The sequence below is a fragment of the Nocardia nepalensis genome (assembly GCF_048910785.1).
In the GTDB taxonomy this organism is placed as follows: domain Bacteria; phylum Actinomycetota; class Actinomycetes; order Mycobacteriales; family Mycobacteriaceae; genus Nocardia; species Nocardia nepalensis.
The window spans coordinates 68,840-90,852 of record NZ_JBKBET010000018.1 but is presented as its reverse complement, the minus strand read 5'-3'; the positions used below and the strand labels follow the sequence as shown (position 1 = coordinate 90,852).

The 22,013-nt window shown below is 67.4% G+C and carries 19 protein-coding genes; 7 read left to right on the top strand and 12 right to left on the bottom strand.

The window, feature by feature from the left end; translation table 11 throughout:
• Positions 1–65: 65 nt before the first annotated feature.
• A complete protein-coding gene (locus ACHQ4I_RS10875) occupies positions 66–884 on the top strand; it encodes a PhzF family phenazine biosynthesis protein (RefSeq protein WP_420771568.1) in 819 nt (272 codons plus the stop codon).
• Here ACHQ4I_RS10875 and ACHQ4I_RS10870 read toward each other — a convergent pair.
• Both ACHQ4I_RS10870 and ACHQ4I_RS10865 read right to left on the bottom strand, forming a co-directional pair.
• Entirely contained in the window at positions 832–1,524 is a 693-nt protein-coding gene (locus ACHQ4I_RS10870) for a response regulator (RefSeq protein WP_420771567.1), read from the bottom strand. The genes ACHQ4I_RS10875 and ACHQ4I_RS10870 overlap by 53 nt on opposite strands.
• Entirely contained in the window at positions 1,521–3,173 is a 1,653-nt protein-coding gene (locus tag ACHQ4I_RS10865; protein WP_420771566.1) for a sensor histidine kinase, read from the bottom strand. Before ACHQ4I_RS10865 ends, ACHQ4I_RS10870 begins: the two co-directional genes overlap by 4 nt.
• A gap of 135 nt (positions 3,174–3,308) precedes the next feature.
• Here ACHQ4I_RS10865 and ACHQ4I_RS10860 point away from each other — a divergent pair, with 135 nt between their 5' ends.
• Positions 3,309–5,324 carry an MMPL family transporter gene (locus tag ACHQ4I_RS10860; RefSeq protein WP_420771565.1) on the top strand — a complete coding sequence of 672 codons (2,016 nt, stop codon included), beginning with the start codon at positions 3,309–3,311 and terminating at the stop codon, positions 5,322–5,324.
• Here ACHQ4I_RS10860 and ACHQ4I_RS10855 read toward each other — a convergent pair.
• The 3 genes from ACHQ4I_RS10855 to lspA form a co-directional block, all read right to left on the bottom strand.
• The gene (locus ACHQ4I_RS10855; protein ID WP_420771564.1) at positions 5,318–5,983 is read right to left on the bottom strand and encodes a hypothetical protein; all 666 of its coding nucleotides are present in this window, start codon (positions 5,981–5,983) and stop codon (positions 5,318–5,320) included. The two genes, ACHQ4I_RS10860 and ACHQ4I_RS10855, sit on opposite strands and share 7 nt — an antisense overlap.
• Positions 5,976–6,902: an RluA family pseudouridine synthase gene (locus ACHQ4I_RS10850; protein ID WP_420771563.1), complete on the bottom strand. Its 927-nt coding sequence runs from the start codon at positions 6,900–6,902 to the stop codon at positions 5,976–5,978. The genes ACHQ4I_RS10855 and ACHQ4I_RS10850 overlap by 8 nt, the downstream gene beginning before the upstream one ends.
• 73 nt (positions 6,903–6,975) lie before the next feature.
• Positions 6,976–7,665, bottom strand: a complete 690-nt coding sequence (gene lspA / locus ACHQ4I_RS10845; RefSeq protein WP_420771562.1) for a signal peptidase II — start codon at positions 7,663–7,665, stop codon at positions 6,976–6,978.
• Between the two features lie 89 nt (positions 7,666–7,754).
• Between lspA and ACHQ4I_RS10840 the strand changes: the two genes are divergently transcribed.
• Together ACHQ4I_RS10840 and ACHQ4I_RS10835 are read left to right on the top strand one after the other, a co-directional pair.
• Positions 7,755–8,708: a hypothetical protein gene (locus ACHQ4I_RS10840; protein ID WP_420771561.1), complete on the top strand. Its 954-nt coding sequence runs from the start codon at positions 7,755–7,757 to the stop codon at positions 8,706–8,708.
• A 123-nt stretch (positions 8,709–8,831) separates the two neighbouring features.
• A complete protein-coding gene (locus ACHQ4I_RS10835) occupies positions 8,832–9,299 on the top strand; it encodes a VOC family protein (protein WP_420771560.1) in 468 nt (155 codons plus the stop codon).
• A gap of 61 nt (positions 9,300–9,360) precedes the next feature.
• On the opposite strand, the gene ACHQ4I_RS10830 is transcribed toward ACHQ4I_RS10835, so the two are convergent.
• From ACHQ4I_RS10830 to ACHQ4I_RS10820, 3 genes are read right to left on the bottom strand one after another with little or no spacing between them, the layout of a single operon-like run.
• On the bottom strand, positions 9,361–9,822 hold the full coding sequence (locus ACHQ4I_RS10830) for a Rieske (2Fe-2S) protein (RefSeq protein ID WP_420771559.1): 462 nt from the start codon (positions 9,820–9,822) through the stop codon (positions 9,361–9,363).
• 21 nt (positions 9,823–9,843) lie between these two features.
• A complete protein-coding gene (locus ACHQ4I_RS10825) occupies positions 9,844–10,428 on the bottom strand; it encodes a DUF6529 family protein (protein ID WP_420771577.1) in 585 nt (194 codons plus the stop codon).
• On the bottom strand, positions 10,418–11,059 hold the full coding sequence (locus tag ACHQ4I_RS10820; RefSeq protein WP_420771558.1) for a hypothetical protein: 642 nt from the start codon (positions 11,057–11,059) through the stop codon (positions 10,418–10,420). The genes ACHQ4I_RS10825 and ACHQ4I_RS10820 overlap by 11 nt, the downstream gene beginning before the upstream one ends.
• Before the next feature lie 271 nt (positions 11,060–11,330).
• On the opposite strand from ACHQ4I_RS10820, the gene ACHQ4I_RS10815 reads away from it, so the two are divergent.
• Positions 11,331–12,332, top strand: a complete 1,002-nt coding sequence (locus ACHQ4I_RS10815; RefSeq protein WP_420771557.1) for a carboxymuconolactone decarboxylase family protein — start codon at positions 11,331–11,333, stop codon at positions 12,330–12,332.
• Here ACHQ4I_RS10815 and ACHQ4I_RS10810 read toward each other — a convergent pair.
• The gene (locus ACHQ4I_RS10810; protein ID WP_420771556.1) at positions 12,301–16,254 is read right to left on the bottom strand and encodes an AfsR/SARP family transcriptional regulator; all 3,954 of its coding nucleotides are present in this window, start codon (positions 16,252–16,254) and stop codon (positions 12,301–12,303) included. The two genes, ACHQ4I_RS10815 and ACHQ4I_RS10810, sit on opposite strands and share 32 nt — an antisense overlap.
• Positions 16,255–16,362: 108 nt before the next feature.
• Here ACHQ4I_RS10810 and ACHQ4I_RS10805 point away from each other — a divergent pair, with 108 nt between their 5' ends.
• Together ACHQ4I_RS10805 and ACHQ4I_RS10800 are read left to right on the top strand one after the other, a co-directional pair.
• Entirely contained in the window at positions 16,363–17,256 is an 894-nt protein-coding gene (locus ACHQ4I_RS10805; protein ID WP_420771555.1) for an alpha/beta fold hydrolase, read from the top strand.
• 68 nt (positions 17,257–17,324) lie between these two features.
• Positions 17,325–17,882 (top strand): NADPH-dependent FMN reductase, encoded by a 558-nt coding sequence (locus ACHQ4I_RS10800; protein ID WP_420771576.1) that lies wholly within the window; start codon positions 17,325–17,327, stop codon positions 17,880–17,882.
• 62 nt (positions 17,883–17,944) lie between these two features.
• Here the strand turns inward: ACHQ4I_RS10800 and acs are convergent, their stop codons facing one another.
• Genes acs through ACHQ4I_RS10785 form a run of 3 tightly spaced genes read right to left on the bottom strand, consistent with a single transcriptional unit; the run spans position 17,945 to position 21,920 of the window.
• Entirely contained in the window at positions 17,945–19,873 is a 1,929-nt protein-coding gene (gene acs, locus ACHQ4I_RS10795) for an acetate--CoA ligase (protein ID WP_420771554.1), read from the bottom strand.
• Between the two features lie 53 nt (positions 19,874–19,926).
• Positions 19,927–21,561: a solute symporter family protein gene (locus ACHQ4I_RS10790; RefSeq protein ID WP_420771553.1), complete on the bottom strand. Its 1,635-nt coding sequence runs from the start codon at positions 21,559–21,561 to the stop codon at positions 19,927–19,929.
• A complete protein-coding gene (locus ACHQ4I_RS10785) occupies positions 21,558–21,920 on the bottom strand; it encodes a DUF485 domain-containing protein (protein ID WP_420771552.1) in 363 nt (120 codons plus the stop codon). The genes ACHQ4I_RS10790 and ACHQ4I_RS10785 overlap by 4 nt, the downstream gene beginning before the upstream one ends.
• Positions 21,921–22,013: the final 93 nt, after the last annotated feature.

Sequence of the window (22,013 nt, the reverse complement as noted above, 5' to 3'; positions counted from 1 at the left end):
GACTTGCCGCGCCGCGAGATACCTTGTGCGAAGGGATCATTCGGTGTTGGAGTACCTTTTCGAATATGGAGGTATTGCTGCACCAGATCGACGCGTTCGCCGACGCACCGTTCTCGGGCAACCCGGCCGCGGTCATGCCGCTGCCCACCTGGCTGCCGGACGAGCTGATGCAACGCCTGGCCGAGGAGAACAACCTCGCCGAGACCGCCTTCTACACCTCGCAATTACCAGTCGAGGCGGGCGGACCGCCGGGGGAGTGGCCCGCCTGTCACCTGCGCTGGTTCACCCCGACGATGGAGGTCGACATGTGCGGCCACGCCACCATGGCCGCGGCCGCGCAGATCCTCGAGGACATCCACCCGGGCGAGGACCGGGTGAGCTTCTTCACGCGCAGCGGCTGGCTGCACGTCGACCGCACCGATGACGACGAATACGTACTCGACCTGCCCGCCCTGGAATCCAAGGAGATCGCGCCCGATCCCGCGCTGGTGGACGCGCTCGGCGTGCGCCCGGTGCGCGCGTACACCGGATTCGACGAGGTGATCGTCCTCGGCTCCGAACGGGAGGTGCGCGAGGCGCGGCCGAACTTCGCGGCCTTCCCGCCGCTGGCGTTCGATGCCGTGATCACGGCGCCCGGCGATACCGTCGACTTCGTCTCCCGCGTCTTCGGACCCGATCTCGGTGTGGTCGAGGATCCGGTGACGGGATCGGCACACGCACAACTGGTTCCGCTGTGGAGCCGCGAATTCGGCCGCACCGAACTCAGCGCACGTCAGCTGTCCCAGCGCGGCGGCAGCCTGCGTTGCGAGCTCGCGGGTGACCGGGTGTTGCTCACCGGCCGCTGCCGCCGATACCTGGATGGTGTTGTGACACTGCCGGATTGACCAGTCCGGCCTCGTAGGCCGCGATGACGAGCTGAACCCGGTCCCTGGCAAGGGTTTTCGCCAGGATCCGGCTGACGTGCGTCTTGACCGTCAGCGGGCTCAGCACCAGGGTTTCGGCGATCTCGGCGTTGTTCAGCCCGCGGGCGATCAGTACCAGCACGTCGAGTTCGCGTTCGGTCAGCGTGCCAAGCGCGGGCCGCGGCACGGGATCCGGCACCGACCGAACCCGGGCTATCACCGCCGCGGTCGCGCTGGGCGAGAGCAATGCCTCACCCGCCGCCACCGTGCGGATGGCATCGAGCAGGGCGGCGGGTTTGGTGTCCTTGATCAGAAATCCGCTTGCCCCGGCACGCAACGCGGCCAGCACATTGTCGTCGGTGTCGTAGGTGGTCAGTACCAGCACGCGCACACCGGCCAAGTCTTCATCGGCGGCGATCCGCTCGGTCGCCTCGATTCCGTCGAGATCGGGCATGCGGATATCCATCACGACGACATCGGCGCGGGTGCTGCGCGCCAGGGCCACGGCCTCGCGACCGCTGGCGGCCGCACCGACGACTTCCATATCGGCGGCCGAGGTGACCAACATGGCGAATGCCGCGCGCACCAGGGTCTGGTCGTCGGCGAGTAGTACGCGGATCATGCCGCACCACCCGCGGAATCGGCTACAGCCGCCTCGATATGCACTGCGGCCGGGTCGGGCCGCCCGTGCGCATCGGCTGTCGTCGATGCCTCACCCCGGTCCGTGCCGATCCGCTCGGCGTTTATCGCAGCGACCGGTAGTTCCGCCGTCACCGCGAATCCAGCGGCGGCGCTGCCCAATTGCGCAGAGGCACTAGTGAAGCGCGCCGCAGCGACGGCGGATCGCGCTGGAGTACTGGCGGATTCGGATGCCGGCACGCCGGATCCTGCTGGAGTGATGTTGAGTTCGGGTGTCGTGAGTGCCGATTGCGCTGGGGTTCTGGTGGATGTGGGTGCCGGGCCACCGGATCTTGTGGTGGTGATGTCGAGTTCGGGTGCTGTGCTTGCTGATTGCGCTGGGGTTCTGGTGGATGCGGGTGCCGGGCCACCCGATCCTGTGGTGGTGACGCCGGGCTCCGGTGCGGTGGGCGCGGATCGATATGTGGTGGGGGCGAGTGGCGCCGCAGTGCCGGTGGGTTCGGGTGTCGAGATAGCCGATCTTGATGCAGTAGTGCCGAATTCGGCTGCAAGGGTGCTGGTCTCGAGTGTGCCGCCGATCGCCTCGGCCCGCTCACGCATGCCGCGAATGCCGAATCCTGTTGTAGCGGCGGGGCCTGCGCGGCCGTTGTCCAAGATCCGGATAATCAGGCGGTCGGTCCGGTAGTCGAGTTCGACCAGGGCGCGGCTCGCCGCTGAATGTTTGGCCACGTTCGTGAGCGCTTCCTGGACGATGCGGTAGCCGACCATTTCGACGGCGGGCGCGAGTGGGCGTACCGCGCCGTTCACGGTGAATTCCACAGTGACGCCTGCGGCTTCGGCCGGTTCGGCCAACCCCCGGAGTTGGGCGAGAGTGGGTAGCGGCGCGCGGGATTCGGCAAGAGGCGCGCGCAATACCCCCACGGTGGCCGTGAGTTCGGCGCGGGCGTCGGCACAGGCGTCGGTGATGGTGTCGAGTGCGCCGAGCACCGTCGCGGGTTCGGCCTTGCGCTCGGTGATCAGGTGCGCGGCGACCCCGGCCTGGACCTGGATGAGGGTGATCGTGTGGGCGAGCAGGTCGTGCAGATCGCGGGCGATCCGCAACCGCTCCTCGGCGACCTGACGACGCGCCTCCTCTTCGCGGGTGTTCTCCGCACGGTCGGCACGGTCGATCACCTCGGCCAGGTACGCCTGCTGCAACCGGGCCGCTTCACCCGCGACGCAGACCACCACGATCCACCCGGTGGCCCCGACCGCGTAGACCGGTCTGGTGTCATCGTCGATCCGCAGCACGATGGTCCACAGCAGCGCGACCACGATGACCGCGGGCATGACCACCGCGGTGCGTCGTCGATTGCCGTAGCGGGCGGCCGCGAACAGCGCGACCATGGTGGCCGGTGTCAACGCCTCGTGCGGGTAGTCCAGCGCGTGGTACGGAATCGCCAGCGCCACATGCAGCAGGAAGGCGGGCAGCGAGGCGGTGCGTAGCAGGAGCAGCGGGGCCGTCGCCAGCACCAGCAGCAGCGCGCCCGGCGCGTCGAGCGGATGTTTCTCCGGTGCGAGCAGCGCCCAGCCGAACTGCACCAGCAGCACGGCCAGCGTGATCGCGCCATCCCTCCGCAATCGCGTGCCCATTCCAGCCATTGTGCGCCGCTGACCCGGGTCATGCGTACTCCGTGCGGAGTATTCACAAGAGCCCGCCACGGGCGGACGCGCACCGCCCGAAATCTCGCGACGCTGCTTCCCATGACCGGATCGAGGAGACAGTGGATGGGCGCGCGGACTCGGGCGTCGCTGGTGATCGTCGTATGGATCGCCGCGCTGGCGGCCCTGCTGCCGCTGGCGGGTCGACTGAACGGCGTGAAATCCAATGAGGCGACCGAATACCTGCCCGCATCGGCACAGTCGACGACAGTCGCGGAAATCGATGCCACTCTGCCCGGCGGGACCACCAACCTGTTCACTGTGGCGTACTCCAGACCGGGCGGCCTGACACCGACCGACCGCGCTGCGGCTGAACGCCAATTCGCCTCGCTCAACCGGCGATTCGGCAGCGACACGGATGCGATGCCGCCCGGCGAAACCTCGCCCGACGGCACGGTCCTGCTGTACTCGCTGGCCGTCGGCCAGTCCCACGGCAAACCCACCGAATACATCGACGATCTGCGCGCGATGGTCAGCGAGCACCCCGATGGGCTGACCGTGCAGGTCACCGGACCCGCTGCGGCCCAAGCCGATTTCGAGGGCGCGTTCGAGGGCGTCGATTCGCGCCTGCTGCTGTTCACCGTGGTCGTCGTGACGATTCTGCTGCTGTTGATCTACCGCAGTCCGGTGCTGTGGTTGTTGCCGCTGCTATCGGTGGCGCTCGGCGACGCCATCTCGATGGCGGTGGTCTACGGACAGGTGCAGCTCTTCGATGTCGCCGTGAACGACCAGACCTCCGGACTGCTCACCGTGCTCGCATTCGGCGTCGGCACCGACTACGCATTGCTGATCGTCGCGCGGTATCGCGAAGAGCTGCACCGGCATTCGATACCGGCGACGGCTATGGCGGCGGCGCTACGCGCTGCCGCGCCTGCCATCATCGCCTCGGCGGCAACGGTTTCCGTCGCGCTGCTGTGCCTGCTCGCCGCCGATATGCGCAGCACCTCCGGTATGGGACCGGTTGGCGCCGCGACGATCCTGTGCACGCTGGCGGTCATGCTGACGTTCTTCCCCGCGCTGTTGGTGCTGTGCGGCCGCTGGGTGTTCTGGCCGCGGATTCCCCATCCGAACGCCGAAGCCCTGGTGCCACGTGCGGGGGTGTGGGATCGGTTGGGCGCGGCCATCGCTCGCCGCCCGGGCGCGGCGTCGAGCGCCGCCATCGTGGTCTTGCTCTTGCTGACGCTCGGATGGTTCGGAAATACGAGCGCACTGTCCCAGGCCGATCGGTTTATCGAGACACCGGAATCGGTTGCGGGCCAGACGTTGATCGCCGAACACTTCCCGGAGCGCGCCGGTCAGCCGCTGATCATCATGGCGCGCAACGAATTCCACACCGACGTGCTGCGCGCGGTGCGGTCCGATCCCGGTGTCGGCGTCGCCGAGGACGGCCGCACCGGCCCGACCTTCTCCGAGATCGTCGTGATCCCGGTGGATCAACCCGATTCGAAGGGCGAAATCGCGACCATCGAGCGACTGCGCGCGACACTGCCGAAGGTGGGCGCGGGGACCGTGGTCGGCGGTGCGAGCGCGGCGAATCTCGATGTCGCGGATGCCTCTGCACATGACAACTGGGTGGTACTGCCGCTGGTACTGCTGGTGGTCACCGTTATTCTCGGGCTACTGCTGCGTTCGGTGGCGGCGCCGATCGGCTTGGTGCTCACCGTGGTCCTGTCATTCGGATCAGCGCTCGGCGCAAGCATTTTCGCATTCCAGCACGTCTTCGGATTCCACGGTCTGGAGCCCAGCCTGGTGGTGCTGACCTTCCTGTTCCTGGTGGCCCTCGGCGTCGACTACAACATCTTCCTGATGAGCCGTGCCAGGGAGGAGGCACAGCGCACCGGCACCAGGACAGGGATGCTGCGCAGTCTGGCGGTCACCGGCGGCGTGATCACCTCCGCCGGTATCGTGCTCGCGGCGACCTTCGCGGTGCTGATCACGCTGCCCCTGGTCGCCACTGCCCAAATCGGCTTCGCGGTCGCGTTCGGTGTTCTCCTCGACGCGCTGCTCGTCCGCTCGGTCCTGGTCCCCGCTCTCACGCTGCTCGCGGGCAGCACAGTCTGGTGGCCGTCGGATGATTACTGATCCGGAACCGCGCCGTCGTCGGGGCCAGGTAGGGCGATGTCCTGGTACTCCGGCAGTAGCGGGACGATGGCGAAGCTGGTCGCGACCGCGTCGGCGGGGAGAGCCTGGACCGCGCGGACCCCGTTCTGGGCGGCCAGATTTCGGAGTTCGGAGAGTCGGCCGCGAACCACGAGACCGACGGTGCAGGCGCATCCGGCGCGCAGGCGGGCCACCGACACCGTGGTGACGCGGTTGGTGCGATCGTCGGTGGGATGTTGGGCCAGCAGTTGCCAGGCGGCGTTATCGGCGGAGGCGATGGCGACGGCATTGCCCGCGGGGAGTTGGACGGTGACGATCGGGGTGTGCACGCGGGGGATCGACACATGGTGGCTGGCCGCGGCGATGCGCAGACCGCCGCTGTGCGCCGGAATCTGATCGGGGGTAAGCGGTTCGGTGAAGGACACCAGAGCCCAGTGCTCGCTGGCATCCGAGCCCGACAGCGAATCCCGCGCCCGCACAAGATAATCCGCGACCGGCTCGCCCCGTTCGGGGCCGAGCCGGTCGGTGGAGATGCCGGACGGACGTGGCGGAATCAGCACGCCGAGTACCACGACGAGTACCGCGAACCCGAGGGCCGCAACGGCGATGCCGATGCGGCGCAAAGGGATCGAGTCAGCCATTGCGCAGCACGTCGAGGGCGTTCTGCAAATCGTCCGGGTACTCGCTGGTGATCTCGAGATACCGGCCGTCGCTCGGATGGTTGAACCCGAGCGAACGCGCATGCAGCCATTGACGTTCCAGCCCGAGCCGCTCCGCCAGTCGCGGATCCGCGCCATAGGTGAGGTCACCACAGCACGGGTGCCGGATCGCGGAGAAGTGCACCCGGATCTGGTGGGTGCGACCGGTTTCCAGGTGAATATCGAGCAGGCTCGCCGCCTGGAACGCCTCGACGGTGTCGTAGTGGGTGATACTCGGTCGCCCGTCCGCGGTGACCGCGAACTTCCAGGCGTCACCGCGGGCCCGGCCGATCGGCGCATCGATGGTGCCGCTGCTCGGATCCGGATGTCCCTGCACCAGTGCGTGATACCGCTTATCGACGGTGCGCTGCTTGAATGCCCGCTTGAGCACCGTGTAGGCGTGCTCGGACTGCGCGACCACCATTACTCCGGAGGTGCCGACATCGAGGCGGTGCACGATGCCCTGCCGTTCGTGCGCACCCGAGGTCGAGATGCGGTAGCCCGCCGCGGCCAGTCCGCCGATCACCGTTGGCCCGGTCCAGCCGACGCCGGTATGCGCCGCGACGCCCACGGGTTTGTCCACCGCGACGATGTCGTCGTCGGCGTAGAGGATCTTCATGGCCTCCACCGGCTCGGGCACGATGGTGAGTTCGCGTTTCGGTTCCGGGAACTCGACCTCGAGCCAGGCCCCGCCGACGAGCCGATCCGATTTCCCCGCGGTGACGCCGTCGAGCTGTACCGAACCCTCCTCGGCCAGCGCGGCCACGGTGGTGCGGGACAGGCCGAGCAGCCGGGACAGGCCGGCGTCGACCCGCATGCCGTCGAGTCCGTCGGGTACGGGCATGGTGCGTGTCTCTCTCATGCCTGCACCTCGCTGGCGCTCGGTTCCGGCATGAGCGATGCTCGCTGTGACATGATTCGCTCGCTGCGCTCGCTCATGCCACATTCCCCTTGCTGTTGCTGCCGGCCGCACCGTTGGTGCCGTTATGCGATGGTTCGTCCGCGGTGGTGCCGATCGCGGTCTCGTCGGAGCCGTCGCGTCCGGTGCGAGTGCCGTCGGGCTCGAAACCGAACACCGTCAGCACCACCAGCAGGATGGCGCCGCAGACGATCGAGGAGTCGGCCAGGTTGAACACCGGCCACCAGCCGACCGCGATGAAGTCCACCACATGTCCCTGCAGCGGTCCGGGCGCACGGAACAGCCGGTCGACCAGATTGCCGAGCGCGCCGCCGAGCACCATGCCGAGCCCGATGGCCCACCACAGCGAGCGCAGCGTTCGGCCGATGCGGATGACCCCGATCACCACGGCGGCGGCGACGAGCGTCAGCAGCCAGGTCATGCCGGTCGCCATCGAGAATGCCGCGCCCGGGTTGCGGACCAGCGACAACCGTGCGAAATCGCCGATGATCGGCACCGGATCGCCCGGGGTCAGCTGCGCGACGACGATGGTCTTGGTGAGCAGGTCCAGGCCGAGCAACACCGCGGCGATGATCAGTAGGGTGCGTAGCCGCAGCGGGGCGGCCGACTTCCCGGAATCGGCGGTTGGCGTCGGTGTTTCTGCGTCGTCGCTGGGCGGCGCTGCCTTATCGGCGGTGCTGTCCTCGGGCGGCCGGTCGTCACTCACGTCGACAATCATCTCTCGAGTGACGACATGCCCTGCGCCCGCGGTCACCTGCATGTCCCAGCTGACACTCAGGAAGCGGTCGTACTCTGATGCTCGTGACGGTGTTGTCTTCTCCCCACATGCCCCGGATGGCGCGCTCGGGTGTGCTGCTGATGGTGCTTGCGGTCGGGTTGTCCGCCTTCGGCGTCGGCTGTAGCGACGGCTCCGACGCGCGTGTCGAAGCCGACAGCACCGAGCCGGTGGGCATCGGTAAGGAAGTGACCGTGCCGATCTCGGCCGCGGTCACCACCGTCGTCTCGGCGGGTGAGGAGCCGCGGTCGCTGCTGCGTCCCGGCTATCCGGCGGGCACGGTGCAGCAGGTGACGCTGCGTACCGATCACCACATCGAGCAGCAGATCAATGATCAACCGCCCAGCGACTTCTCCACGCCAGCGCTGACGATTCCGATGACCGCACAGACCGATGCCGACGGTGTCGAGCTGACCCTCGGCGCCGTCTCCACCCCGGATCCGTCGCTGGCCAAGGCGCTCACCGCCGCTGGTGGTTCGCATGCCGGATTCGATATGAGCGATCTCGGCGCGATCACCGCGCTGCGCCTGGCCCCCTCACCGGACACCTCCAATTCCGCCCGCGCGGCCCTGGAACAGGCCTTCTATCAGGCGGTCTACCGTTCGATCACCTTCCCCGACCAGCCCGTCGGCGAGGGTGCGGTGTGGACGGTGCGCCAGGAGGTCGACGGCGGTGTCCCGCTCGACCAGGTGACCACCGCGACGCTGACCAAGCGCGACGGCGACCGGCTGACCATCGAACTCGAGGTGACCCAGAAGCCGAAGTCGCCGGTGTGGACGCTGCCCAATAACGCGGGCACCCTCGACATCAAGGATTACGTCATGCAGGGCGCGGGCACGATCACCGTCGACCTCGGATTGCCGCTGCCGGTGGCCGGATCCATCACCGTCGGCGGGCATCAGGCCTACCGCGATCCGCGCAGCGCGAGCATGCTCCAGCAGACGATCAATACGCAGGTCATCTGGAACGAATGAGGGCGGACGCCGGTCCACACTCAGGCCGTGCTCGCTAGATCAAAGCGCCGATCCGGGCCTTTTCGCCGGATGCGAGGAATAGGCTCGCACCTGTCCGACAAACGCCTCGATCGGAGGTATTCCATGTCCGATGTCAAACCGATCCCTGAGGGCTATCCGGTGGTCTCGCCCGGGTTGGCGATTGCTGGCGCGGCCGCCGCCATCGACTTCTACAAGCACATCTTCGGCGCATCGGAGCGGATGCGCATGCCGGGACCGGAAGGCAAGATCGCGCACTGCGAACTGATGTTCGGCAACTCCCTCGTCATGGTCGGCGATCCGGCCCCCGATATGGATTTCCTGGACCCGAAGACGGTCGGCGGCACCCCCGTCAATCTGTACGTCTATGTCGAGGATGCCGACGCCGCCTTCACCGCCGCCCTCGCCGCGGGCGCCAAGGAACTCACCCCCATGACGACCCAGTTCTACGGTGACCGCAGTGGTGCGTTCGAGGACCCGTGGGGCCACCGATGGACCGTGGCCACGCACGTCGAGGACGTCCCGCCGGACGAGATGGACCGGCGGATGGCCGAACTGTTCGGCGGCGCCTGAGTCGTTGGAGGTGGGGTAGGCCGCGCGGTCGACGTACCGCGCGGCAGTGCGCTGTGCCCGGTCAACCCAGCACGATCGAATCGCCGTCGACGTGCACGGCTTTCGAGGCGAGCCGCTGGGTGGCCGGGCCGTTGACCACCGAGCCGTCGAGGCCGAATTTGCTGCCGTGGCAGGCGCAGTTGATGGTGCCGCCGGACACCGTGGCAACCTTGCAGCCCGCATGCGTGCAGGTCGAGGACAGGCCGACGAACGAACCGGCATTCGGCTGGGTCACCACCACATCGCCCTTGATGACACCGCCGCCGACCGGCACCTCGGCGGTCGTGGCGATGGCATTCGGATTCGGTTGCCCGGCACCGGCATTCGGTCCGGGCGAGCCCGCGGCGGGCTTGGGTGGGTCGGCCTTGGGGGCGTCGTCCTTGCCGTAGGTGCTGCACCCGGTCAGCGCGGCCGCGGCGGCCGCCGCACCCGCACCCGCGATCACGACGGTGCGGCGGTTGAGGACGAGATCATTGTTGGTCATGGCGGACTCCGATCAGAAGGTTCAGAAGGTGATGCCGTTGTGCTGGAAGAACCACAGGGCCGAGGTGAGCCACAGGCCGGTCAGCCCGGCCAGCACCAGACCGCCCGCGACCGGAATGATCCAGCCGGGCAGGCCCTTTCGGGTCAGCAGCAGCATCTTGGCGACGAATGCCCCGTAGAAGAAGCAGCCGAGCAGGGAATGGATGAGCACGCGGTTCTCGTAGTCCTGAAAACCCAGCGCGTACAGGCAGTGCACCGCAACCGGGACGGTGACGAGTACGGCCAGACGGCCCGACCACACGTGGACGGTGGCGATCCACGGCGGAGCCTTCCCGAAAAGCGCGTCGAGTCTGCCGTACATGGCCAGCGCCGAAAGGAATTGGCACAGCGCAAGCGCGGTGGCGAGGGTGGCCAGCCAGGTCTTCACCGCGTACGGGCTGGAGAAGCCGGCCACATTGATCGAAAAGAACCGTGGCTCATGCTGTTTCGCGTACACACCGAGCAATACCGAGACCGCCGCGCCGACGAGCAGCGCGATGACGATGGCCGCTGCCGATGCCCGGCTCGGATTCCCCTGGACCGTCGGTGCTTCTCGCTCAGCCGACACTGTCACCACCACTTACCTTGTTCGCCGTGACCTTCTTGCCATCGACTACGGCCGTCGCATCGGGTGCGAGCGTGACCGCTGGTGCGGTCGAGCCGTCCGGATTGCGCTGGACGCCGGTGACCCCGCCGTTCGCGTCGACGATCCAGCTCTGGCGGGTCCCGGCCGCGCTGTAGATATAGAGTCCGGCGGGCGGTTGCACCGGAGCGGCGGTGTAGTTCCACTGCTTACCGCCGATCCAGAGGGTGCCCTGCACCGTCTTGCCGTCGTAAGCGCCGGTCAGTCGGGCGTCGTCCTTGCCGGTGAGCTGCAAGGATCCGTTCGTCGCGCTGCCACGCAACCAGGACTCGATCGTCTTGCCGTCACAGGCATAGGCGATGGCCTTATCGCCCGCGACGGTGATCTCGAGGGTCGTGGTGCCGCCGGAGGCGAGCGGAATCTTGCCTACGTAATCGGCCTTTCCCGGGAAGGGCACTGCCGCCGGCGCGGTGGTGGTCGGCGGTGCCTGCGTCGTGGCAACCGTATTGGTATTCGCCGTCGACGGTTCGGTGTCCTTGGACATATTGATGGCCAATAGGACGAGGCCGAGTAAGGCCACTGCCGCCAGGGTGAGCCACGGTCCCAGTCGTTTCATAGGTCTCCTCGATGTGTGGCCGCCCGTGGGGCTGTTCGCATTGTCCACGTGGCAGACCCGGCCAGCGGTTCAAACCGGCATGCGCGGGGACCGTCGAGCGGCGTGTCACAGAACGTGTGTCGGTTCTTACCGAACAGTCAGTGAGGCAAGGCTTCTACCAGGGCGAAGCGCCCGCCACGCGACGTTGGCGGAATCTGCCCATCCCCTGACCGCGACGGTTAACGGGTACCGGCGTCGGCGGTCGTAGCGTGGATGTGAGGAGGCCGGGCCGATGGGTAGTACAGGATTGGGCTGGCCGAACCCTGGTGTGCCGCGGGTGCGGCCACGGGGGCACTGGTTGCGGGTGGTCCCGTTTCTGCCGCAAATACTCTGGGTCGGTACGCGGCATCCGCGGCTACTGGCCAGCTTGTACGCGTTGGAGGCCCCGGCGGAGTTCGGGCAGTGGGTGTTCGCGCGGCTGAGTCACCGTGACGTGGAACTCGTTGTGCTGCGGGCCAATTGGAATGCCGGTCATTACACACACTGGTCGCTGCACGCGTTGTGGGGTCGGATCAGGGAGGGGCGGGAATTCCTGGATGCGGTCCGGGTGGGTCCGGCCGATCCCTTTTGGGATGCGCGAGGTTCGGCGCTGCTGCGGGCCGTCGACGAGCTGCACGACGATCTCGCGATCGGCCCGGACACGCTGGACGCGCTGGTCGGATTCGGCTATCGGGATGCGGAGCTGACCGAAATCTGTTTCATTACAGCGCATTACGAAATGCTCGGAATGCTGTTCGAAAGTGCCGGAATGCCAGCGGAATTCTTTGTGCCGACGCCGAACCCGGGGCCCGGGCCGATTCCGCGACGTCGACGGCGTCCGGCTCGGAGATTCGATACCGGGCTGGATCCGCGGCGGCCGTGCTGGCCGGGCGCGGGGCACCTGTTGGGTGAGCATCGATTCTTGCGGGTGGCCCTGTGGATGTTCGGTCGTGCTGCGGCCAATTGGGCCACAGTGGATTCGAGTGAACTCGCCACCGCGCTCAGCAGACGGGCTGGTCGGCCGCAAACGCGGGATTTCACGAGCGGGGACCACGAGGAGGCCGGTGCGCGGTGTCGTGTGCTGTGCCGCGCTGTCGATGAGCTCGACAGCGAATACTTCCTCTCCGATGACACCTGGGTCGAACTGCTCCGCTATCTCACTGTCGCGCAGGTTTTGGAGTTGTGTGTGTTGGTCGGGCACTACCGGTTCTTCGAAATGATCGTCAATACCCTGGAGCCGATTGAGCTGGGCTGAGTTCGTTGGTGATCGAGGCGGCGAGGTCTCTGGCTTGCGCCGGGGTTAGGCCGGCGCCCGTGGCGTGGGCGGTGGCGAAGGCGGAATCGCCCAGGGCGGCACGGGCCTTGGCGGTGGGGCGGTCGATGTCGGGGCGTTCGGCGGGCAAGAGGGGGATGTCGTTGGTGGCGCGGATGGCTTCGGCGGTGCCCAAAAGGGTTGCGGCGATTTCATATTCGCCCAGTTCGGTGGCAGTGGCGGCGAGGGCGGCGATGGCGAAGGTGGTGTCGCGGGGAGCGGCGATGCGCTGGGCGCCATCGAGGGCGGATAGGTGCAGGGCGAGGGCGGCGGTCGGGTCGCGGTGTTCGAGGATATAGCCGAGTTCGACCTGGAGCATGGGGAGGAACAGAGGCGTTTCCTCGCCGTCGGCCGGAGTCAGCTCCAGCAATTCGCGCAGGATGCGTTCGGCGACTTCCGGATTGCCGTCGCGGCGGGCGGTGAAGGCCGCGACGATGGAGGCGAATAGGCGGCCGGGTGCGTAGCCGTGTTCGGTGGCAATGCGCAGTGCCTGATCGGCTAGGGCGGCCGCGTGGTCGAATTCGGTGTGCTGCATGCGGATCCACCCGAGCCAGCAGAGGTGGGTGCAGACCTGACCCCACAGCTCCAGCTCCTGAGCCAAACCCAATGCCTCGGTATGGATTTCCATCGCGCCGGTCAGATCACCGGTCAATTCGGCCAACCCGCCCAACCATTCGGCCGCTTGCAAGCGCCCCCAACGATCGTCGATTTCGGCGAAGATCCGAGCGGCGGTGCGGGCATGATGCTCTAACGCGGGCAGGTCGACCCGACTGTGCGCCGCCTTGGCCAGCGCCACGTGCGCGGTCGCGACGGCCCAACGGTCGCCGAGTTGTTCACCGACCGGGAGAGCCTGTTCGATCACGGCCTCCAGTTCCGGGAGGTCACCGGATTCCAAGGCGGAGAAGGCAAGAAACAACACCGCCCGCCCCCGCCCCACCGGATTGTCGACGGTGTCGAAGGCAGCGAGCACCTCGGCCCGCCGCGCCGCCCCATCAGTGAATTCCCCCTGCTGGAACGCGAACCCGAGATCCCACGCCAGCGCCCGCGCGCGCAACTCCGCCGAACTGCCCAGGCGTGAATCGCCCTGGCGCGTATCGCTCTGGCGCATATCGCGCGGTGCTGAATCGCGCGAGCCTGAATCGCTCGGGGTTGAATCGCGCGAGCCTGAATCGTGCGGGGTTGAATCGTGCGGGCCTGAGTCCTCGTCAGCCCAGTCGCGCCCGGCCGAACTGTCCTGGGGCGACCTGCTCTGCTCGGAACCGCTCAACGCCAGTGCGGCCGCGAGCCAGCGCCGCGCCTCACCGAAGCGGCCGCGCAGCAGCCAGTACCAAGCCAGTGCGTTGACCAGCCGCAAAGAGTGTTCCGCGTCGCCCGCGCGCACGAATCCATCCAGTGCGGCACGCAGATTCGCGCTCTCACTGTCGAGTCGGCGCAACCAGCGCTGCTGATCCGCACCATAGAGCTCGGGTTCGGCCTGCTCGGCGAGCCGTAGGTAGTACAGGTGGTGAGCGCGGTACACAGCCTCGAGTTCACCCGCCTCCACCAGCCGGTCCACGCTGAACGCGGCCACCGATTCCAGCAGGCGATACCGCCGCCCGGCGGTGTGCACCAGCGACCGATCCACCAGCCGCGCAACCACATCAGCGACCATTGATCGATCGAGCCGGACCGCTGCGAATGCAGTGCGCCCATCGGCGGCCGTGTCGGGCCCGGTCGTGTGGCGTGCGGTGGGCGCGGTGTCACCGGTCCGATTGCCGTGTGGCTCGGTGGGGGTGAGTCCAGCGCCGCTGCTGCCGCCGTTCCTGGGGTGCTTCTGACCGAGATCAGCGTCACCTGCGGCCGTGTCAAGCCCGGTCGTGTGGCGTGTAGTGGGCGCGGTGCCATGCGCGCGATTGCCGTGCGGCGCAGTAGAGGTGAGTCCAGCGCCGATGCTGCCGCCGTTCACGGGGCGGTCCTGACCGAGACCGGCGTCACCTGCGGTTGCGTCGGGCCCGGTCGTGTGGCGCGCGGTAGGTCCGGTGTTACCGGTCCGATTGCCGTGTGGCTCAGTGGGGGTGAGCCCAGCGCCGAGGCCGCCGCCGTTCCTGGGGTGGTTCTGACCGAAACCGGCGTTGTCCGAGGCGGGCTCGCTGCGGGGCATCTGTGTGCTGAGGCCGCGTGGGGAGAGGGCGTCGACTGCGGCGTCATCGATGACGGTTGTGGCGCATACGGTTTCGGCGGCTTCGAGGGTGCAGCCGCCTGCGTGTACGGCGAGTCTGCGCAGGACTGTGCGTTCGGTGTCGTCGAGTAGGTCCCAGCTCCAGTCGATCATCGCGGTGAGGGTTTGCTGTCGGGGTGGGGCGCCGCGGTGGCCGGTGGCCAGCAGGCGGAAGCGGTCGTCGAGGCGGGCGACCATTTCGTGTACGCCGAGGGCGCGTACTCGGGTTGCGGCCAGTTCGAGGGCGAGTGGGATGCCGTCGAGGCGGCGGCAGAGGGTGGCGACGGGTTCGGCGGTGTCGGCGTCGAGGGTGAAGTCGCGGTCGCTCGCGCGGGCGCGGGTTACGAAAAGCTGTACGGCACTGGACTGTTCGAGTTCGGCGAGGTCGATGGCCGGTGGCGGCACGGCCAGGGGTTCGACCGCGACGATATCTTCGCCGGGCAGCCGCAACTGTTCGCGGCTGGTCGCCAGGATATGCAGGTTGGGCGCCGCGCCGAGCAGGAGTTCGGCCAGGTCGGCCGCGTGTTCGACGACGTGTTCGCAATTGTCGAGGACCAGCAGCAGTTCCTGGTCGGCCAGCACTTCGCACAGCAGGTCGGTCGGATCGGTGCCATCGGTGGCACGGATGCCGAGCACCTGCGAGACCGCCTCCGCCAGCCACGAGGCGGCGTCGGTCGCGCTCGGCTGCAATGGTGCGAGTTCGACCAGCCAAATGCCTTGCGGGAAGCGCTCGTTCAGTTCGGCCGCGGTCGCCAGCGCCAAGCGGGTCTTGCCGACGCCGCCCGGTCCGGTGAGTGTCACCAGCCTGGTCTCGGATACGGTGGCCCGCAGCAGCGCCACGTCCTCGTCGCGCCCGATCAGTGCGGTGCGCTGAGCCGGAATATTGGAACTGCGTCGACGAAGTACGGTCTCCGGTCGCGGACCGGCGACCTCGAGCTCTTGGCCGAGGATCGAGCGGTGCAGCGCGACGAGTTCCGGACTCGGATCCAGACCGAGTTCTTCGTCGAGGTGTCGGCGTAGATCCGCATAGCTCGCCAGCGCCTCGGCTTGCCGTCCGGCACCGTATAGCGCACGCATCAATGCCGCTCGAAGTCGTTCGCGCAGTGGATATTCGCGCACGAAGACAGCGAGATCGCCCGCGACCTCCCGATATTCACCCAGCGACAGCCGCGCCTCGGCCAACTCCTCGACCGCGACCAGACGCTGCTCCTCGAGTTGCGCGATGACGGGCCTGGCGAATTCGGCATCGCGGAAATCGGCGAACGCGGGTCCACGCCACAACCCGAGCGCCTCGCTGAGCGCCGCGACGCGGGCGGTCGTATCGCCGGCGGCGCGCGCGGCGGCGATCAGCGAGCGGAACCGCAGCGCGTCCACCTCGGCACTGGCCAGCCGGTACCCGGGCGGCGGCGACACCACCAGATCACGTCCGCCGGGTTCCGCGTCCTCCAGCGCCCTGCGCAACTGCGACGCCTTCGCGGCCAGCGTGCCCGCCGGATTGCCCGGCGGATCCTCGGCCCAGATGTCGTTGACGAGCCGATCCGCCGACACCGGCTGACCCGCGGCGACCAGCAGATCCGCCAGCAGCGCGCGCACCTTCGCACCGGGAATCGGCACCACGGTGCCGGTATCGGTCCATACCGTCAGCGGACCGAGCACACCGAAACGCATGTGCGCAGCTTAGCGGGGCTGCCGACCGGAATCGGACCGTAAACAAACCGGAAGGGGCCGCGCCCAGAGTTGGTCACAACGCAGCGACACCGACCCGAGGAGCCCGATATGAAACTCACCACCGCGATCGCCACCACCATCGCAGCCACCGTGACCGCACTGCTCACCGGCTGCGGCTCCGACAACGTGCAGACACCCGGCGCCTACGCCGAGGTCAACGGCCTGCACATGTACTACGAGGTGCACGGTCCTGCGACCGACCAGCCCCCGCTCGTCCTGCTGCACGGCGCCCTCTCGGGCATCGACACCGACTTCGGCCAGCTGATTCCGGAACTGTCCAAGACCCGCCGCGTCATCGCCATCGAACAGCAGGCGCACGGCCGCACCGCCGATATCGACCGCCCGCTGCGCTACGAGCAGATGGCCGAGGACACCGTGGCCCTGCTGCACAGCATCGGTGTCCGGCGCGCCGATATCTTCGGCTACAGCATGGGCGGCGGCGTCGCCCTGCGGATCGCGCTCACCCACCCGGATCTGGTGCGCAAGCAGATCATCGCCGCGGCCAGCCTCGACGTGAACGGCATGAAACCCGGTCTGATGGAAGGATTTGCCGAAATCCAGCCCGAAATGCTGCACGGCACACCGTTCTACAACGACTACCTCGCGAATGCGCCCCGCCCCGAGGACTTCCCGCGGCTGGTCGCCAAGGTCAGCGAACAGGACAGGAACGCGACCCCCACCTTCCCGGTCGAGGCGGTGCGGCAGATCACGTCGCCGACCTTGACGATGGTCGGTGACGCCGACATCATCCGGCCCGAGCACGCCGTCGAGATGTTCCGCATCTTCGGCGGCGGCGCGATGGGCGACACCCCGGCGGGCCTGCCCAACGCACAACTGGCCATCCTGCCCGGCACCTCGCACGTCACCCTGGTGCACCGGCCGGAACTGCTGCTGTCGATCATTCCGGCATTCCTCGACGCGCCGATCAAGGCCGCACAGTGAACGAGCGAGCCATCGACGCGCTACCTCGGGCGCAGTTCGGGGTAGCGCAGCAGCGCCTGCGCATTGCGATGATCATCGGCAGCACCCGGAGCGGCCGCTTCGGCCCGACCGTCGCCAACTGGTTCGCGGGCCGCGTCCACCGCCGCCGCGACCTGTACCTCGACACCATCGATCTCGCGACCGCCACCCTGCCCGACCGACTCGGCGACCGCGACGAACCGACACCCGAGACCGTGCGGGAGTTGGGGGAGCGCCTGGCCGCCGCCGACGCCTTCGTCGTGATCACCCCCGAATACAACAGCAGCTTCCCGGCCGCACTGAAGAACGCCATCGACTGGTTCGACAGCGAATGGGCCGCCAAACCGGTCACCATCGTCAGCTACGCCCGCGACTCCGACGGCACTCGCGCCACCGCCCAGCTGCGCCAGATATTCGCCGAACTCAATGCCGTCCCCATCCGCCGGACCGTCCCGATCGCCAAGTCCTGGCAGCGCTTCGCCCCCGACGGCACCTGGCCCCGCCGCGACGCCGAACTCGATGAGGCCGTCATCGCCGCCCTCGACCAACTCTCCTGGTGGGCAATGGCACTGCGCCACGCCCGCGCCACCGCACCGTTCGTGCCCTAGCGGTAGCGGCGGACCCGATCCCCCTCATCGGTGTTGGCCGGGTCCGCCGCCAGGGGCGTCGCCTAACCGCGGGCGATGGCCTCGAAGACCTTCGGATCGACGAGGGTCGACGTATCGCCGAGTTCGCGACCCTCTGCGACATCGCGGAGTAGGCGGCGCATGATCTTGCCGCTGCGGGTTTTCGGGAGTTCCGGGACAATGTGGATTTCCCTGGGGCGGGCGATGGGGCTGATCTCCTGGGAGACCGCGGCTTTCAGCTCGCCGATCAGCGCGTCGCCCGAATAGTTCGCGCCTGCGGTGAGAATGACGAACGCCACGATCGCCTGGCCGGTGGTGGCGTCGTTCGCACCGACCACCGCGGCCTCCGCGACCGACGCATGCCCGACGAGCGCGGATTCCACCTCGGCGGTGGAGATCCGGTGCCCGGAGACGTTCATGACATCGTCGACCCGGCCCAGCACCCAGAGGTCGCCGTCGTCGTCGAGCTTGGCGCCGTCACCGGCGAAATACCAACCGCGGTCGGCGAATCGATCCCAGTAGGTCGCGCGGAACCGATCCATATCGCCCCAGATGCCACGCAGCATCGACGGCCACGGCTGGTCCAGCACCAGCAGTCCGGACCGGCCGCGCTCGAGTTCGACGCCGTCGTCATCGACGATCTTCGCGGAGATGCCGGGCAGCGCGGTCATGGCCGCACCCGGTTTGGCCGCCGTGACGCCGGGCAGTGGGGAGATCATGATGGCGCCCGTCTCGGTCTGCCACCAGGTGTCCACAATCGGAGTCCGGTTGCCGCCCAACACCTCTCGGTACCAGCGCCAGGCCTCCGGATTGATCGGTTCGCCGACGCTGCCGAGCAGTCGCAGCGAGGACAGATCGTGCGCGTCCGGAATCTGACGGCCCCACTTCATGAAGGTCCGCACCAGCGTGGGGGCGGTGTAATAGATGGTGACGCCGTACTTTTCGATGATGTCGAAGTGCCGGTGCTCATCGGGGGAGTTGGGCGTGCCCTCGTAGACGACCTGGGTGGCGCGGTTGGCGAGCGGTCCGTAGACGATATAGCTGTGTCCGGTGACCCAGCCGATATCGGCGGTGCACCAGTAGACGTCTTGTCCCGCTCGGTGATCGAAGACATTGTGATGGGTGTAGGCGGCCTGGGTCAGGTAACCGCCGGTGGTGTGCAGGATGCCCTTGGGCTTTCCGGTGGTGCCGGAGGTGTACAGGATGAACAGCGGGTGTTCTGCGTCGAATGCCTGCACCTGGTGATCGGGCGACGCGTCGGTGACGGTGTCGTGCCACCACAGATCGCGTCCCCCGGTCCACGGCACCTCGATATTGGTGCGGCGCACCACGAGTACGTGTTCGACGGTGTGCTCGCCGTCGGCCAGCGCCTCGTCGACCGCTGCCTTGAGTGGTGCGGCCGTACCACGCCGCCACTGCCCGTCGGTGGTGATCACCAGGCGCGCACCGGCATCGTCGACCCGTTGGCGCAGCGCCGTCGGCGAGAACCCGGCGAACACCACCGAATGCGTGAGCCCGAGCCGGGCGCAGGCCAGCATCGAGACGATCGCCTCCGGCACCATCGGCATATAGATGGCGACGCGATCGCCGGTCCGCAGCCCGAGCTCGGTGAAATAATTTGCCGCCCTGGATACTTCGGCCAGCAGCTCGCTGTAGGTGATATCACGGGAGTCGCCGGGTTCGCCTTCCCAATGGATGGCGACCTGGTCGCCGTACCCGTCCACTACGTGGCGGTCCACGCAGTTGTAAGCGACATTGAGCTTGCCGCCGACGAACCATTGCGCGACCGGAGCGTCGCTCCAGTCGAGTACCTGCGTCCATGGCTGATGCCAGTGCAACCGCCGAGCCTGCTCGGCCCAGAACTCCAGCCGATCGGCCCTGGCGAGGTCATACAGCGCACCGGACGCGTTCGCGCTCGCGGCGAACGCCGCATCCGGCGGGTAGGTGGTCGGGTCGGTGGTCGCACTGGTCAACGTCGATCTTCTCCTATCGAAACAGCAAGGGCGGCAGGCTCAGTCGCATGCGGTCAGTGCACGACCGCCTTCTCCGCGCCGACACCGGTGAGCGAGCGAACCTCCATCTCGGCCTGCTTCGCCGGATCCTCCGGCTTGCGACCGCCGAGGAACGTGCCGACCACGCCGAGCACGAAAGCCAGTGGGATGGACACGATTCCGGGATTCGACAGCGGGAACCAGTCGAAGTCCGAACCCGGGATCATCGCGGTCTTGGTCCCGGATACCGCGGGGGAGAACACGATCAGCACAATGGTCGAGATCAGGCCGCCGTACATGCTGAACAGCGCACCGGTGGTGTTGAACCGCTTCCAGAACAGCGAGTACACAATGGTCGGCAGATTCGCCGCCGCCGCGACCGCGAAGGCCAGCGCCACCAGGAACGCGATGTTCTGACCGTTGGCCAGGATGCCGAGGCCGATGGCCAGCGCACCGATCACCACGGCGGTGATCCGGGAGACCTTGACCTGCTTGTTCTCGTCGACCCGGCCCTTCTTGATCACGCTGGCGTAGATGTCGTGCGCGAACGATGCCGACGCGGTAATCGTCAGGCCCGCCACGACCGCCAGGATGGTGGCGAAGGCGACCGCGGAGATGATGCCGAGCAGGACCACACCGCCGAGTTCGAACGCCAGCAGCGGCGCCGCCGAATTCTGACCGCCCGCCGAGGCGAGGATGCGGTCCGGTCCGACGATGGCGGCCGCGCCGTAGCCCAGCACCAGGGTGAACAGGTAGAACGCGCCGATCAGGCCGATGGCCCAAACCACCGAGCGGCGTGCCTCTTTCGCGGTCGGCACGGTGTAGAAGCGCATCAGCACATGCGGCAGACCCGCGGTACCGAGCACCAGCGCCAGGCCGAGGGAGACGAAGTTCAGCTTGGAGGTCGCGCTGCCACCGTACTGGGCGCCGGGGGCGAGCACGTCACGGGCGGAAACGCCCTTGGACTTGGACCCGTGCACCGCGTCCTGGGCCGAGCCGAGGATGTCGGAGAAGTTGAAGCCGAATTTGGCGAACACCATGACGGTCATCAGCGCCGCGCCGGTGATCAGCAGCACCGCCTTGATGATCTGCACCCATGTGGTGCCCTTCATGCCGCCGACCAGCACGTACACGATCATCAGCACGCCGACCACGGCGATGACGATGCTCTGCCCGGTCTTATCGGAGATATCGAGCAGCAGCGCGACCAGACCACCCGCACCCGCCATCTGCGCCAGCAGATAGAACAGCGAGACCGCGAGAGTGGTCAGCGCGGCCGCGGTGCGGACCGGACCTTCCTGCAAGCGGAAGCTGAGCACGTCCGCCATCGTGAATTTTCCCGTGTTCCTGAGCATTTCGGCGACCAGCAGCAATGCGACCAACCAGGCCACCAGGAATCCGATGGAGTACAGGAATCCGTCGTAGCCGTATACCGCGATGGCGCCGGCGATGCCGAGAAAGCTTGCGGCCGACAGGTAGTCGCCCGCGATGGCGATGCCGTTCTGCGGTCCGGTGAAGCCGCGGCCGCCGGTGAAGTAGTCGGCGGCGGTGCGGTTATTGCGACTGGCCCGGATCACCACGACCATCGTGATCGCCACGAAGAGGCCGAAGATGGCGATATTCGCGGCGGGATTGCCGACCGTCGCGGCGGCGAGGTATTGCTGGTTCACGCCTGGCCTCCCTCGAGGTAGTCGCGGATCGACGCGGCGCGCGGATCGAGTTCCTTATTGGCGAACCGGACGTAGAGCCAAGTGATCACGAATGTCGATACGAACTGACCGAGGCCGAGCAGCAGGCCGAGGTTGATGGTGCCGATGACCTTGGTGGCCATGAAATCGTGCGCGTAGGCGCCGAGCAGCACGTAGCTCAGGTACCAGACCAGGAACAGCGCGGTCATCGGAAAGACGAAGCGGCGCAACCGACTTCGCAATTCCTGGAATTGGGGACTCGACTGGACGGCGGCGAAATCTTCCGCCGTCGGCGTGCGCCGTGGTGGCGTGCCATCTTTGTCGAGGTCGATACTGGTCATCGCAGGGTCCTAGCGTGTGACGTGGCTTACTACTCGCTGACCATAAGGGGACCTTCGTGAGCGAATCATGATGTGTTGTGGGTCACTCTGTGA